This window comes from Candidatus Omnitrophota bacterium (genome assembly GCA_003598025.1).
GTDB lineage: Bacteria > Omnitrophota > Gorgyraeia > Gygaellales > Profunditerraquicolaceae > Profunditerraquicola.
The window spans coordinates 99,327-113,319 of the sequence record QZKH01000006.1 but is presented as its reverse complement, the minus strand read 5'-3'; the positions used below and the strand labels follow the sequence as shown (position 1 = coordinate 113,319).

Annotated in this window: 15 protein-coding genes and 1 tRNA gene; 1 reads left to right on the top strand and 15 read right to left on the bottom strand. The window is 40.5% G+C overall.

Features of this window, described 5'->3' with window-relative positions:
- Nucleotide 1: 1 nt before the first annotated feature.
- From C4533_05805 to C4533_05770, 8 genes are all read right to left on the bottom strand, one after another.
- Nucleotides 2-1,261 (bottom strand): bifunctional N-acetylglucosamine-1-phosphate uridyltransferase/glucosamine-1-phosphate acetyltransferase, encoded by a 1,260-nt coding sequence (locus C4533_05805; GenBank protein RJP27991.1) that lies wholly within the window; start codon nucleotides 1,259-1,261, stop codon nucleotides 2-4.
- A 209-nt stretch (nucleotides 1,262-1,470) separates the two neighbouring features.
- Nucleotides 1,471-1,541, bottom strand: a tRNA-Gln gene (locus tag C4533_05800).
- 128 nt (nucleotides 1,542-1,669) lie between these two features.
- Complete coding sequence (locus tag C4533_05795; protein RJP27990.1) at nucleotides 1,670-2,086, bottom strand: hypothetical protein; 417 nt, start codon at nucleotides 2,084-2,086, stop codon at nucleotides 1,670-1,672.
- A gap of 20 nt (nucleotides 2,087-2,106) precedes the next feature.
- Nucleotides 2,107-3,033, bottom strand: coding sequence for a 4-(cytidine 5'-diphospho)-2-C-methyl-D-erythritol kinase (gene ispE, locus C4533_05790; protein ID RJP27989.1), 927 nt, complete (start codon nucleotides 3,031-3,033; stop codon nucleotides 2,107-2,109).
- Nucleotides 3,034-3,045: 12 nt separating this feature from the next.
- Nucleotides 3,046-3,975, bottom strand: a complete 930-nt coding sequence (locus C4533_05785; GenBank protein RJP27988.1) for a transketolase family protein — start codon at nucleotides 3,973-3,975, stop codon at nucleotides 3,046-3,048.
- 8 nt (nucleotides 3,976-3,983) lie between these two features.
- Nucleotides 3,984-4,805 carry a transketolase gene (locus C4533_05780; protein ID RJP27987.1) on the bottom strand — a complete coding sequence of 274 codons (822 nt, stop codon included), beginning with the start codon at nucleotides 4,803-4,805 and terminating at the stop codon, nucleotides 3,984-3,986.
- Nucleotides 4,805-5,776 carry a tetratricopeptide repeat protein gene (locus C4533_05775; protein RJP27986.1) on the bottom strand — a complete coding sequence of 324 codons (972 nt, stop codon included), beginning with the start codon at nucleotides 5,774-5,776 and terminating at the stop codon, nucleotides 4,805-4,807. The genes C4533_05780 and C4533_05775 overlap by 1 nt, the downstream gene beginning before the upstream one ends.
- A gap of 258 nt (nucleotides 5,777-6,034) precedes the next feature.
- Nucleotides 6,035-6,928, bottom strand: a complete 894-nt coding sequence (locus tag C4533_05770) for an ATP phosphoribosyltransferase (protein RJP27985.1) — start codon at nucleotides 6,926-6,928, stop codon at nucleotides 6,035-6,037.
- Nucleotides 6,929-7,311: 383 nt separating this feature from the next.
- On the opposite strand from C4533_05770, the gene C4533_05765 reads away from it, so the two are divergent.
- Nucleotides 7,312-8,748 carry a hypothetical protein gene (locus C4533_05765; GenBank protein RJP27984.1) on the top strand — a complete coding sequence of 479 codons (1,437 nt, stop codon included), beginning with the start codon at nucleotides 7,312-7,314 and terminating at the stop codon, nucleotides 8,746-8,748.
- Here the strand turns inward: C4533_05765 and C4533_05760 are convergent.
- The 7 genes from C4533_05760 to C4533_05730 form a co-directional block, all read right to left on the bottom strand.
- Complete coding sequence (locus C4533_05760) at nucleotides 8,745-8,930, bottom strand: ferredoxin (protein RJP27983.1); 186 nt, start codon at nucleotides 8,928-8,930, stop codon at nucleotides 8,745-8,747. The genes C4533_05765 and C4533_05760 overlap by 4 nt on opposite strands.
- Before the next feature lie 20 nt (nucleotides 8,931-8,950).
- Nucleotides 8,951-9,430, bottom strand: a complete 480-nt coding sequence (locus C4533_05755; protein ID RJP27982.1) for a hypothetical protein — start codon at nucleotides 9,428-9,430, stop codon at nucleotides 8,951-8,953.
- Between the two features lie 13 nt (nucleotides 9,431-9,443).
- Entirely contained in the window at nucleotides 9,444-10,271 is an 828-nt protein-coding gene (locus C4533_05750; protein RJP27981.1) for a pyruvate ferredoxin oxidoreductase, read from the bottom strand.
- A gap of 49 nt (nucleotides 10,272-10,320) precedes the next feature.
- Nucleotides 10,321-11,556 carry a pyruvate ferredoxin oxidoreductase gene (gene porA / locus C4533_05745; protein RJP27980.1) on the bottom strand — a complete coding sequence of 412 codons (1,236 nt, stop codon included), beginning with the start codon at nucleotides 11,554-11,556 and terminating at the stop codon, nucleotides 10,321-10,323.
- 5 nt (nucleotides 11,557-11,561) lie between these two features.
- Complete coding sequence (locus tag C4533_05740) at nucleotides 11,562-11,834, bottom strand: pyruvate synthase (GenBank protein ID RJP27979.1); 273 nt, start codon at nucleotides 11,832-11,834, stop codon at nucleotides 11,562-11,564.
- Nucleotides 11,835-11,851: 17 nt separating this feature from the next.
- A complete protein-coding gene (locus C4533_05735; protein RJP27978.1) occupies nucleotides 11,852-12,391 on the bottom strand; it encodes a pyruvate ferredoxin oxidoreductase in 540 nt (179 codons plus the stop codon).
- A gap of 65 nt (nucleotides 12,392-12,456) precedes the next feature.
- Nucleotides 12,457-13,977, bottom strand: a complete 1,521-nt coding sequence (locus tag C4533_05730) for a hypothetical protein (protein RJP27977.1) — start codon at nucleotides 13,975-13,977, stop codon at nucleotides 12,457-12,459.
- Nucleotides 13,978-13,993: the final 16 nt, after the last annotated feature.

Here is a 13,993-nt window from a genome sequence, read left to right as displayed (position 1 = left end):
TTTACCTCTTGTTTTTTAATGGTTTGGCCGGGACGCCTGCAACTATCTGGCCGTTTTTTACATTCCTGTTTTTAAGAAGCACTGAGCCTGCTCCAACTATACTATTTTTCCCGATTTTAACCGGAGCAACCAATACCGAGTCAGAACCAACAAATGCATTATCTCCTATAATGGTTGCATGCTTATTTTTACCGTCGAAATTAGCGGTGACACTTCCTGCGCCGATATTGGCACGTTTGCCAATTCGCGTATCCCCGATATAGCTAAAATGTTTAATTAAAGTTCCTTCTGAGATCTTTGAGCGGACGCTCTCTAAGAAATTGCCCAAGATTACCCCGTTTGCTACCCTGGTGCCTTCACGCAAATGTATAAAAGGCCCTATTGAGCAATGACCACCAATTTTAACATCTCTTTCAATAACTGTAAAGGGATAAATGACCGTATCCCGCCCGATTCTTACTCCGTAGCTGATAAAGGTAGTAGCAGGGTCAACAATATTAACTCCTGCCTTCATAAGCCCTTCATTAATTCTCCGCTGAATAACGCTATTGGCCTTAGATAAATCAAGCTTGGAGTTTACTCCGCTTGCCTCTTGGGCATCCTCAATCTTTAAGCTATCAACCAGACAGCCATTATCATAAAGGATCTTTATGGCATCGGTCAGGTAATATTCCCTCTTGGCATTATTCGGCCTTATTTTTGCCAAAGCAAATTCCAATTTCTTCTTGTTAAAACAAATGATCCCCGTATTTATCTCTTTTATTGCCTTATCAAAATCATCGGCATCTTTTTCTTCTACAATATTGCATATCGCCCCATATTCATCCCTGCTAATCCTTCCATAACCTTCCGGCTTGGCCATCTGGGCGGTAAGTATTGCCGCATCAAGATTATTATCTGCATGGTATTTTATTAATTTAAGCAGTGTACTTTTTTGTAAAAGAGGTATGTCAGCATATAGAATAAGTATATCTCCTCTAAATCCCTTCAATTTGGCCAAAGCTGTCTTAACGGCATCTGCAGTACCGACTAATCTTTTCTGGACTACAAATTTCAACCCTCGAGGCAGCGATTTCTCTACCAGTTCATGTTGATGGCCCAGAACTACAACCGTATCGGTTGCCTTTAGTGATTTTGATAAATCCAGGACATATTGCAGCATAGGCCTTCCGCATATGGGGTGCAGGACCTTAGGCGTAGAGGATTTCATCCTTACGCCCTTACCCGCTGCCAAAATAATGCATGCAAATTTGTTTCTCATATGGTTAACTCTCTTTTTAATATCTAACTTAAAATGGTTGGGACGTGTGGATTCCTAATGAGGCCACAACTTACGGAAGTACAAAGTACGACGTAAGTTGCTTAGGCTACATCTTGCCTTACTGGCCGAATTAATCCCGAGCCCGCCTGCGGCGGACGAGGGAGAACCTCCACATCCCTTTAGGTTCTCGCTTAGTTATCTTGTCAAAATTGCCCGGTGAGGACTCGAACCTCAACAGTCAGACCCAAATTCTGATGTGCTACCATTACACTACCGGGCAGATTTAAGGCTCGACCTTCCTGTATTGTTATACAAGATTTCCTATGTACTCTATTTAATGAAAAAATTGCCCAACATAACAAAGTAGGCCGTAAAAAGGCATTATTAAATCTTTCGCCGATATATGGACTAATCGGCTCCTGCATGCCCTGCATTAGCATGGCCACTTGTTTTCTCTTGTTCGTAAGCCTCTAAAACTCTCTTTTGAAGATATTCCCTAAAGGACTGCGTAATCGGATGGGCTATATCTTTATGCTCGAGTTGAGAATTATTTGCAGCTTCTTCCTGGCTCAGCGGCCGGGAACTGACGACTAGCTGCGCTCCGCACTGGTTGCAATACTTACTGCGTGACTCATTTTTAAAGCCGCACTTCTGGCACGGCTGCTTTATCTTTCTGGAAGGCATTGCAATGAATAACCCGCTTGAGCCTTCTATCACCTTAATATTTCTTACGACAAAAGCGTTATCAAAAGTTACGGTCGCGTAAGCTTTCAGCTTTTTATCCGGTGAATCCTTCAGGAAAACCTTTACCTCCGTTATTTCCATAGACCCCTCCTTAAAAACGCCTATACCGTCTGAGCTAAAAAAACATCCCAGGGTTTATTCTTACCTTTAAGCTGTCTATATAAAACCATGGCTTCCTTCTTTGAGGGAGTAATGGCAAATACTGTCGGCCCGCTTCCGGACATCAAAACAAATTCCTGCTTAAGCTTATAAAGTTCTTCCTTGATCTTACCGACAACAGGATACAGCCTGAAAGTAACGTTTTCAAGGTCATTGAAGGAATATTTACGCAACTTATTCCAAATCTTACCCTTTATGGCTAAGGTCAGTATTTTAACATCAGAATCATGTGTTGTCAACTTAACCTTTTTAATTTTTCCAGGACTTTTACTCTTTGCATCAGAAGCACTTGGTAAAAAAAACTCATCCCATTTTTTATAAACCAATGCCGTAGCTACATTTATCCTTGGTACAACTAAAACATGCCAAATTCTAATATTTTTCAATGATTTTATCGGCTTAATATCCTCCCCCCTGCCTAAGCCTTGCGCAAAAGGGGTATTATGTATAAAAAATGGTACATCGCTGCCTAAACATTCTGCAATTCTGGATAATTTTGCCTTAGATAAGCCCAATTTCCATAATTTATTCAGGGCAATTAAAACAGTTGCTGCATTACCTGAGCCGCCGCCTAAACCCGCGCCTACAGGGATGCGCTTTATAATTTTTATATTTACGCCGTTTTTAATGCGGTATTTTTCCTGGAGTAATTTTGCTGCCCGGTAGGCTAAATTAGTATGGTCAGAGGGTATATTGTCTGAAGAAGTAACGATTTTTATATTACTGTCTTTCCTGAGGGTGAATATAATCTTATCGGAAAGGCTGATACGTTCAAAAATAGTATCTATATCATGGTAGCCATCTTTATTTCTATGGAGGACTTTTAGGTAAAGGTTGAGCTTAGAGCAAGAGTCAAGACGCATCTGCATCTAAAGGAAGGTTTAAGAAACTATGCTTAAGGCTGATTTTTCTATGTCTTCGGCTGTGAGGTTATATTCTTTAAGCAGCTCGGAAGGTTCTCCTGACTGGCCGAACCTGTTCTTAACGCCTATCCGTAAAACTTTAGCCGGACAATTCTCAGAGACTATTTCGTCTACGCTCGAAGCCAAACCTCCGATTACAGTATGCTCCTCACAAACCACTATCCCGGAAGTATTTTTTGCGGCTTCAATAATAACGTCTTTATCTATGGGTTTAATCGTATGCATATTAATCACTCTAGAACTAATGCCTTTTTTTCCAAGGTTATCAGCGGCTTCTAAAGCTGCTTCAACCATTATGCCGCATGCAATTATCGTTACATCCTTACCATCTTTAAGCACCTGGGCTTTGCCCAATTTAAACTCTCCTTTATTTTCTATCGTCAGGAATTTAGACCTTCCCAGGCGTATATAAAAAGGCCCGCGCGTATTTGCTGCGGCCATAACAGCTTCTCTTGTCTGCGGCCCATCGCAGGGAACCACTACGTTCATATTAGGCAATACTCTCATAATAGCTAAATCTTCCAAAGCCTGATGGCTAGCTCCGTCAGGCCCGACTGTGACACCGGCATGGGTAGCGACTATCTTTATATCAAAATTATTATATACAACACTGTTTCTTACCTGGTCCCAGGCCCTGCCAGTCGCAAACATCGCAAATGTGGAAACAAACACTGTCTTACCGCAACTGCTCATTCCTGCTGAAGTAGCCATCATATTCTGCTCGGCTACCCCAAAATTAAAAAACCTTTCCGGGAATTCTTTGGCGAATAAACTTGTTCTGGTAGACCCTGAGAGATCGGCATCAAAAACAACTATATCCCTGTTGATTTTACCCAGTTCTACCAAGGCTTTTCCATAAACATCTCTTTGATATAACATCTCTGCCATTTTAAGCTTTACTCTCCGATTTCTTTAAGGGCCCTATCGGTCTCTTCCTTGGTCGGAGCCCTTCCATGGAAATCTACAACGTTTTCCATAAAAGACACACCCTTTCCTTTTATAGTCTTGCCGATTATTATCGTGGGTTTACCTTTCATGGATTCTGCCTCCCTATAAGCTGCAACTATCTCTTTCATATTGTGGCCGTCAATCAATACTGTATGCCAGCCAAAGGCTCTCCATTTATCGCTGATCGGCTCAAGATTCATTACATCTTTGGTTTTGCCGTCAATTTGGTAGCCGTTATAATCCAGTATGCCGCATAAATTATCACATTTATAATGTGCAGCAGCCATCGCTGCTTCCCAGATATTGCCTTCCTGTATTTCTCCATCCCCCATTAAGACGTAAACCCTGTAGTCTTTCTTATCCATTTTTAAAGCCAGGCTCATGCCTAAACCTACTGATAAACCCTGCCCAAGTGAACCCGAAGCGACATCGATACCGGGAGTCCTTCTATCAGGATGGCCCTGGAGAAGACAGCCAAGTTTCCTTAATTTCCAAAGCTCATCTTTTGAAAAATACCCGCATTCCGCAAGAACCGCATACAATAAAGGGCAGCAATGCCCCTTTGATATGTGGAATCTGTCTCTATTTAAAGAATGGGGGTTAGCCGGATCATGGCGCATTACGGAAAAAAACAAGGCAGTTATCATATCTGTAGCCGAAAGGCTTCCTCCGGGGTGCCCGGAACCGGCTTTATCCAACATCTGAATAATCAGGGAGCGGATCTTTTTTGCTTTTTTCTCAAGGATGGCCGTATCTTTGGTAGCTTCCATCAAGATTTTATCTCATTAAGTTTTTCTTCGATGATTTTGTTACCGGGAAATATACTTATAGCTTTTTCTAAAATTTGTTTTGCTTTTGCCTTATCTCCGGTTTTAAGGTAAACTTCGCTAAGGTGCTCATATATTACCGGGTCTTCCAATAAACGTGATGCCTTTTCAAGTTCTTCCAGCGCCTTCTGGTAGTTACCTTTTTTAAAATAAACCCACCCTAAGCTATCGACGAATGCGCCGTTATCCGGAGAAAATTCTAGCGCTTTCTTAATCATTATTTCAGCCTGATCAAGATTCCTTGATTCCTGGGCGTATAAATATCCCAGATGATTAAGGGCTTCCGGGTAATCAGGGTTAAGCTCAAGAGTCTTTTTCAGCTCCTGTTCAGCAAGTTTATATTTCGACTGCCTGTCATAAACATTAGCCAGATAAAAATGTGTATCTATATCCTTATCATCAATGCTTATGATAAGTTTGAACGTATTCTCCGCCGCATCGAGCTTATTCTGCCTGAAATAAATAAGCCCTAAATTCTTATAGATATCTATATTCTTAGGGTCTAGTTTAGAAGCATTTTTAAGCGCTATTTCATATTCGCTGGTTGCAGAATCCATCTTATCATCTGCTGCATAAAGAAGCGCTAATATTACATGCGGCTCAACGCCGTCAGGGTCGCAGCTTATCGCTTCATTCAGTTTTTCAACGGCTAACCCGTTTTTATCCTGCTTTATATAGCTTACCGCCATTCTCAAATAAACTATGCAATTCTGACGGTCTGCCTTAAGTGATTTATTATATTCGCTTATGGCCTTATCAATCTCATCTAAGCCTTCATAAACGCCGGCCATAATATAATGGCTTAGCGCATATGAAGTTTTTTTATCCAAAGCATACGCTTTATTTAGAATTATGGATGCGGCCAGAAGGCAAAAAAATATTCCGCTAGCATATCTTCTAAGCTTAGATGTCATCCTGAATTAGGGATTATTTTGATATTTCAAGAATTATGACCGGAGGCCAAGGCTAAAAGCCTAAAAGCTTAACTCCAGGCTCTCTTCTTGAGATGACGAAGACGACGACGCGCCTTTTTCCTCTTATGAGTCCTTATTTTTCTTCTTTTTCTTTTCTTGCCGCAAGGCATTTTATTCCTCCACGTATAAAAATATTAGTTCACAGTGCACAGAACGTAGTTCACAGCCGTGAACTGTGAACCATGAACCGTGAACTAATTAATATATCACCTTATTCAACGGATACTCTATAATCCCCTCAGCCCCTGCCTTCCTCAACTGAGGTATCAATACCCGGACTACCCTCTCGTCAATTACCGTGTCGATAGCATACCAGCCATCTTCAGAAAGATTAGAGATAGTAGGTTTTTTAAGTGCCGGCAACAAAGCAATTACTTTATCAAGCTGAGCTTTTTTAACGTTCATCTTGATACCGACCTTCTCTTCGGCTGCTATAGCCCCTTTTAACAGCAGCTCAATCTGTTCCATCTTGCTTCTTTTCCAGTTATCCTTATAAGAATCTTTATTTGCGATAAACTGCGTAGTAGATTCGCACACTGTATCGATCGGAATGAGTTTATTCGCCTTTAAGCTCCTGCCTGTTTCCGTCAATTCTACTATTGCATCGACTAAACCTGCGGTAACTTTTACTTCAGTAGCTCCCCAGCTGAATTCCACATCTACATCTATCTTATTCTTCTTAAAATATTTTTTTGTTACATTGACCAGCTCTGTAGCTATACGCTTGCCGTTAAGTTGTTTTATGGATGTTATCCCGGCCTCTATAGGGACGGCTACTACCCATTTTACCTTATTAAGGCTCTGTTTAGCATACATAAGCCCGGTTATAGTAACTACATCGGAATCATTCTCCATGACCCAATCATTTCCCGTTATTCCGCAATCCAAGGCGCCGTCCTGTATATAGCGGGACATCTCTTGGGCTCTAAGCAGGACTACATTTATCTGAGGATCGTCAATGGAAGGAAAATATGACCTCTCCGAAGATAAATTGATATTAAATCCGGCCTTCTTGAACATCCTGAAAGTCGATTCCTGAAGGCTGCCCTTAGGCAAGCCTAATTTTAACACCTGCTCCTGTTTTGTCGCCATAACTTAAATCTCTCCCCTTTTGAATTTTTCTTTATAGCGAAGTTATTATACTTGCAGGGATTTAGTTTGTAAAGGAAAAAGATGATTTTAGTTCATAGTTGATGGTTCATTGTTCATGGATACGGCCTATTTCTATGAACTTTGAACTATGAACTATGAACTAACTCCTGCTTAAGCCTACTTTTTATTCCTTCCCTTTCCTCTTGTTTTGGAATATAATTATTAAACTAATTATTTAGTTCATTAACACCCGTGCTTAAAGGATAGCTCGGCACCTGTGCCCACAGGAAGGCACAGTGCATGTTTACTACACGTATGCGTTTCTACGCTACACCCGTGCTTAAAGGATAGCTCGGTATGCGTTTCTACGCTAGGAGGATAGGATGCTTAAACAATTAAGAGATAAAAAAACGGCTAAAAAAATATGGATAGTCCTGGCTTTAATAATAATCCCTGCGTTTGTCTTCTGGGGCTCAGGGGTAATATTTGATAACCAAAAAAAAGCGGGTTTCGTAGGCAAGATTTTTGGAAAAAAAATATCTGCCCAGGACTTCATGGATGCGATGAAAGCTTCCAGGAACCTGGCGCTGCTTCAATACGGTGATAACTTTGACAAAATAAAGAATATGTTCGATTTTGAGGGACAGGCATGGGAAAGGCTTGTGCTTCTCTTAGAAGCCAAAAAACACAGGATAAAAGTAGATGATAAAGAAGTGATAGACTGGATACAAAAATTCCCCCTCTTCCAAAAAAACGGGCAGTTCGACCCGCAAACTTATTCTTTGGCTTTGCAATATGAGCTCTTCAATACGCCGCCCAGGGAATTTGAAGAACAGGTGCGTCAAAACCTTACCATATTTAAACTTTATAATGACGTTACCAAGAGTATAGAAATAACCGATAAAGAACTACAGGAAGAATATGCAAAAACCAATGAGAAGATAAGTGTTTATTATCTTGCCGCCCTTCCTGAAGCATATGAAAACCAGATTAATCCAACAGAAGAGGAAATAAAATCATACTACGAACAGAACAAAGACCTGTTTAAAAAGCCTGCTTCTTACGACGTTGAGTATATCCAAATACCTCAAAAACTGAATGATAAAGCTGTTAATGAAGATGAGCTAAAAAATATTTATCGCAGGCTGTTAGATGAAAAAAGTTTTGCTGGCATAGCTAAAGAGTTAGGGCTGGAAATAAAAGAAACAGGCTATTTCTTCCCTGCCGAGGGTATCCCGGGATTTGGCTGGGCTCCAGAACTGGCCAATATGATCGCTCAGCTAAAAGCCGGGGATTTCACTCAGCCCTTGCTGAGCGGGCAAAGCTTCTTTATATTGAGATTAAAAGGGAAAAAAGATCCTTATATACCGCTATTCAAAGACATTGGGGATACGGTAAAATCAAGATTTGTAAAAGACGCCTCTGCTAATATTGCCAGAAATAAAATAACAAAGGCTAAAGAATCGCTTTTAACAGACAAAGAGGCGGCAAAATTAAATAACTTCGAGAAAACTGCAAAAGAGATAGGATTAAAATACGGCGCAACGGATATGTTTAAATTCGGCAGCTATATAGAAGGTATAGGTGCTTCCGACAATTTCTGGCTTAAAGCCAGAAGCCTCAAAGATAATCAGATAAGCGATGTAATATCAATGCCTTCCGGGTATTTTCTGATAAGGCTAAAGTCATCAACTTCTATTGACCAGCAGAAATTTAATGAAGTTAAAGAAGAATTCCAGCAGCAACTCTTGATGAAGAAGAAAGAAGAGGCTTTCGTTAAATTCCTAGTGGATTTAAAACAGAAAAGCCAATTATTTTAATTGCTTACCTTTATAGCGTTTACCGGGCACTGCAAAGCAATTTCTTCTAAATTGCAGGTTGCACATACTTGGGTTTTTACATGAGCTACCCCATCGCCCTGGACTTCAAACACATCAGGACAAGCTTGTTCGCAAATTCCGCAACCTACGCAAGTTGAAGCATCCACTGTAACTTTTGCCATGATAATTTTCCTCCTGTTATTTATCTTTCCTGCAGGTTTTCAAACATCTCTTCATGCGTGACTTCTTCCGAAAGTATGTGCGTAACCAGCTGGTAAGTCACATGATCTTTACCTAATGTTTTCTTGGCTATCTTATTATAAACTTCTATTGCCCCAGACTCAGCCTCGGTTACTATACGGATCATCCTATTAATATCGGCAGTATTTTTAGGCGGCATAAGATACGGAAAATTTGCATGTTTCTCCAGTTCCATAGGATTTGCCGGAGGTACATCTCCTAATTTAGTAATTAGATCTGCTAATTCCTGCGCATGCTCTAATTCATCCTTGGCGATTTTCTCCAGGAATTCCTTCATATCTTCATAAGCTTTACCCGAAACAGTCTGCGCCATATACCAGTACAAATAAAAAGCTAACCACTCATCACAATAAGCCTTATGCAGGTCTTTTACCAGTTCCTTTAAACTTAAATCAACTATCGCTCTTGCCTGTTTACCCATATTATTACCTCCTTTAAACGCTGCTTTGATTCTCCAAACTAAGTTTATATTTAAGGATATTATTGTCTGCAATATCCTGGATTTTTTTAATAAGTTCCGGGTTGTTTAATAGGTGCTTAAACCTACCCTGTTTCTTTAGATATTCCTCAACTGGCTTTGGCTTGATTTTGCGCTGGGCCAGCACCCCGTTTTCGTATTCTATTATAGGATAAAGCCCTGTTTCAACTGCTAATTTCGCTATCTCATAAGTGAGGCTAGAATCGTGTCTCCATCCTAACGGGCAAGGGACATGTATTTGTATATACTTTGGCCCTTTTATAGAGAATGCCTTTTTCACTTTACGCTGTATATCCTGAGGAAATACTACTGAAGAGGTGGCTACATAAGGTATGCCATGCGCCAAAGCTATTTCCGGCATGGGTTTTTTCGGTCTTATATTACCGAAAGATTGAGAGCCTGCAGGACTGGTAGTAGTGTTGGTTTCAAAAGGGGTAAGGCCGCTTCTCTGAACTCCCGTATTCATATATGCTTCATTATCATAACAAACATATAGAATATCATGGCCGCGTTCAAACATCCCTGATAAAGCTTGTAGACCGATATCAGCCGTACCGCCATCACCACCCTGGGCAATTACGTTTATTTTATCTTTTGTCCCTAAATATTTCAGCGCCGCTTCTATACCGGAAGCTACTGCAGAAGAGTTTTCAAACAAAGAATGTATCCAGGGGACCTCCCAGGCAGATTCCGGATATTTTGTTGAGAAAACCTCCAGACAGCCTGTATTATTTGAAATAATCGTATTCGGACCAGCAGCATCTATTACCAGACGCGCTGCCATCGACTGGCCGCATCCAGAACAGGCGGTATGACCTGCTACAAATAAATGATTACTCACAGCTTGGCTCCTTTCGCCGCTCGCTTAGACCGCCAGCGGAGTCGGAGATATCATAATTCTCCTTCAATAGCTCTGGTTTCAAATCAATATATTCTGATGTAAGCTCTTTATTTGTTAGAAGCCTGAAAACTTCTTTTATGGAATGCGTAGTAATATCCCTGCCGCCTAAGCCGATATTAAAGCCGCTTATAACCTGGGGCTTCTTTTTCTTTGAAGTGAATATCGCTCTTATCTCCGTTAAAAGCGGAGAAAATGAGCCAAGCGATAATGCCCTGTCTAATACCGCGACTTTGGGGATATTTTTGAGGGCAGCATAAATAGCATCGCATGGAAATGGCCTATAAGTTGTTATTTTCAGCAATCCTACCTTTTTGCCCTTACTCCTCAGCTCATCAACAACATCCTTGACTGTCCCGCATACCGAACCCATGGCAACAATAACACGCTCTGCATCTTTAGTGTGGTATTCTTCTATTAAGCCGTTATAATTACGGCCAAATGTTTTGTTAAAATCTGCGGCTATACCCGGAATCATTGATAAAGCTTTTTTCTGGGTCTGTTCAACTGCATACCGGGTCTCCATATAGGAATCGGGGTCAACTAACGGGCCTAAAGTTATGGGCTTCTCCGGATCAAGCTTATATAACGCTTTATAAGGCGGCAAGAAAGCATCAACTTCTTTTTGCCCGGGGATATCTACTGTTTCGATACCATGCGTAAGGATAAAACCATCCATACAAACCATAACCGGCAGCATAATAGATTTATCCTCGGCTAACTTATAAGCTATAAGGTGCAGATCAACTGCTTCCTGGATATTTTCCGCGTATACCTGGATCCAGCCGCTGTCCCTTAGAGAGACTGAATCCTGCTGATCATTCCAGATATTTATAGGCGCAGATATTGCCCTGTTTGCGCAAGTCATAATCACCGGAAGACGCAATCCTGCTATGTTAAACACTACCTCTGCCATGTAAAAAAGCCCCTGAGAACTGGTAGCGGTATAGGCCCTTACCCCGGTTGCAACCGCACCCAATACAACAGAAGCAGCAGAATGTTCGGATTCAACATTGACAAATTGGGAATTTAATTCTCCGTCAGCGACCATCTGTGCAAGATCCTCAACAATATGCGTCTGGGGCGTGATCGGATAAGCTGATATAACTGCCGGCTTACATAACTTTACTATTTCTGCTACTGCATGCGAACCTTCAACAAATTCTTTCATGGCTATTATTTTTTCTCCTGAGATGTATCTTCTTTGACCATAATAATGTCCTGCTTAGGGCAAATCGCCACGCAATTACCGCAACCCTTGCAATAAGCATAATCGCAGATATATGTATTCTTCTCTGAGCCGGTAATGCAGGCCTCAGGGCATATCAATACGCACATCTTGCAGGCAATACAGTTTTTCTGCAGGAACTTAGGCTTTGATTCTGTCCTCCAGGAACCAGTCTTGTTTTTCTTGCTTGCTCCAGGTTTTACAGTTAAAGGGCCGAACATAACATGCCTCTCTTGTCTTATTTTACGCTTTTAATATAATCATAACCCTGACGTGCAGCTTCTAAATTCTTTTCTGCTATCTTGCCGGGGAAACGCTTCTTAATTGCATCAAGCAGGTAATCAAGCTCAAACTCCCCTGTCGCAGCTGAAAAAGCACCTAAAAGAGCGGTATTGCCCAAAGGCCGTCCTATTGTTTTTAAGGCGATCTCATTTGCCGGGACGCTGTATACTTTCTGGGCGACACCCAACTTAGGCAGTTCTTCTCCTTCGTTTATGATCGCAACACCCTTGCTTTTAAGGCCGGAAAAACAATTAAAGCCCCGCATAAGGGTAGCATCGACAACAATTACGAAATCCGGTTCATATATCTGGCTTCTCAGCCTTACAGGCTTGGTATCAATCCGTACAAACGCATTCATCGGAGCCCCCATCCTTGCTGCTCCAAAATGCGGGAATGCATAAGGATAAAGCCCTTTTAAAAAATATACATACCCTAACAAAGACGCTGTTGTAATCGCGCCCTGGCCTGCGCGGGCATGGATTCTTATCTCTTTCATTATTAACAAATCTCCTTATTACATGATTTATAATGTAAAGGAATACCTATAATATATCTATTCCTTTAATTTGTCAAATATTTTATTTTTTCGAATATTCTGCCTTCCAGCGCCTTATTTTCGCTGGAGAAACCGTACACCCTGGCGTTATTAAAGGATTTAACAAGCATTAAAGAAGCCTTTGCGCCGTTCAAAGAAATATTTATTCTTTTGGGCCTGCCTAAGTTATAAAAATTATCGCTTATCACTACGAGTTTCTTAGGCCTAGCGGGCGGTTCTATGCTTGTCTTGCTTTCCTTAAATAAAAATTTATATGAATACAGATAACTATCAGGCCAAATAATGACTGAAGACGGATCAGCCTGCCGGCTCAAGTAATTAAATACCTCTCTTTGCTCATTTAGAAAAACTTCCTCATTCTTAGCTGTTTTCTCCATAAAATCATAGCCCAAAATCACTGACCTGATGTTCAAAAAGACGATAAACACAAAAAAACCTGTTACTACCAGTTTTATGCGCTTTCTTGAATATGTATTATAAAACAAACTTCCAAAAGCTAAAAAAGGCAACGGGTATAAGAAGCTGAAATAATGCCCCTGCAATAATGCGCGTTTAGGTAAAAAGAGCAATGATAATACAAAAAATACGGACAAGCAGATAAAAAGCACTTTTTCTAACACGTTCCTGTTTCTATCTTTTAAAGTAAGCATTGATTTAACTCCAATGAATACAAAAATACAAATAAACATTACTTTTGCTAAGAGATATCCAGGAAATGCAAGCCTGAAGAAATCAAAAAAAGACGCCAGCACCGATTTAAGCTTATATACAAGATTTAGTACAGAAAACATAGAAACCGCGGTTAAATATCTGAATACAAGCCTGCTCTCTATAAATCCATGTTGCAATTCATAAATAATCGTCGCGCTCATCAATAAGATGAATATTAATGCCGAATATAAAAACCGTGACTTCCTGATATTTACCGGCTTAAAGTATAACCAGCAGATAGCCAGAACAAAAAAAGCGGCAAATGCGTTATGATGCAACTGAACCATGACGCTGACCGAAAAAGACACAAGAAGTAAGTAATTATCCTGGTTATCTTTGATTAGCTTGTATAAAGAAAACACAAACAAACCTGCAAAGAATGGCATTAAAGAAGGGCTCCAAATGGTTCTTGAAAGGTTAATCGCCCCGGCAGAAAAAGTAAATAAAAGAGCGGCAGCAAAAGCAGATTTCCTGTCGCATGCATTTTTGACCAGGTAATAAATCAAGACCATGGTAGCAAGATTAAAAAACATTGTCATCATGGCAGCTGCTTCAGGCAAAAGGCCCCTGAATAAAAAAGAAACAGCCAAAAAATAATAATAAAATGGGCCAAAATGAAAGTCCCCGACGCTGACAGTAGGGCCAAGCAGGATAAATTCGCCGTTTGTTATTTTCATGGCCTCTAATAACGAAACAGCCTGGTCCTTTTTAAAATGAAAATATTCCGTGAATTTATATATTCTCAATAAAAAACCCAGAAGGGTTAAAGATGAGGGGATTATTAAGTCAATAACTGCGTTTTTTCCTATTTTCATGGATAGATTGTAAAAA

Coding starts and splice junctions, on each gene's coding strand:
- C4533_05785 (RJP27988.1), bottom strand. CDS start 3,975: ATGGCAGAGATGTTATATCAAAGAGATGTTTATGGAAAAGCCTTGGTA.
- C4533_05760 (RJP27983.1), bottom strand. CDS start 8,930: ATGGCAAAAGTTACAGTGGATGCTTCAACTTGCGTAGGTTGCGGAATT.
- C4533_05780 (RJP27987.1), bottom strand. CDS start 4,805: ATGGAAGCTACCAAAGATACGGCCATCCTTGAGAAAAAAGCAAAAAAG.
- C4533_05775 (RJP27986.1), bottom strand. CDS start 5,776: ATGACATCTAAGCTTAGAAGATATGCTAGCGGAATATTTTTTTGCCTT.
- C4533_05730 (RJP27977.1), bottom strand. CDS start 13,977: ATGAAAATAGGAAAAAACGCAGTTATTGACTTAATAATCCCCTCATCT.
- C4533_05795 (RJP27990.1), bottom strand. CDS start 2,086: ATGGAAATAACGGAGGTAAAGGTTTTCCTGAAGGATTCACCGGATAAA.
- porA (RJP27980.1), bottom strand. CDS start 11,556: ATGAAAGAATTTGTTGAAGGTTCGCATGCAGTAGCAGAAATAGTAAAG.
- C4533_05735 (RJP27978.1), bottom strand. CDS start 12,391: ATGAAAGAGATAAGAATCCATGCCCGCGCAGGCCAGGGCGCGATTACA.
- C4533_05755 (RJP27982.1), bottom strand. CDS start 9,430: ATGGGTAAACAGGCAAGAGCGATAGTTGATTTAAGTTTAAAGGAACTG.
- C4533_05750 (RJP27981.1), bottom strand. CDS start 10,271: ATGGCAGCGCGTCTGGTAATAGATGCTGCTGGTCCGAATACGATTATT.
- ispE (RJP27989.1), bottom strand. CDS start 3,033: ATGCAGATGCGTCTTGACTCTTGCTCTAAGCTCAACCTTTACCTAAAA.
- C4533_05770 (RJP27985.1), bottom strand. CDS start 6,928: ATGGCGACAAAACAGGAGCAGGTGTTAAAATTAGGCTTGCCTAAGGGC.
- C4533_05765 (RJP27984.1), top strand. CDS start 7,312: ATGCTTAAACAATTAAGAGATAAAAAAACGGCTAAAAAAATATGGATA.
- C4533_05805 (RJP27991.1), bottom strand. CDS start 1,261: ATGAGAAACAAATTTGCATGCATTATTTTGGCAGCGGGTAAGGGCGTA.
- C4533_05740 (RJP27979.1), bottom strand. CDS start 11,834: ATGTTCGGCCCTTTAACTGTAAAACCTGGAGCAAGCAAGAAAAACAAG.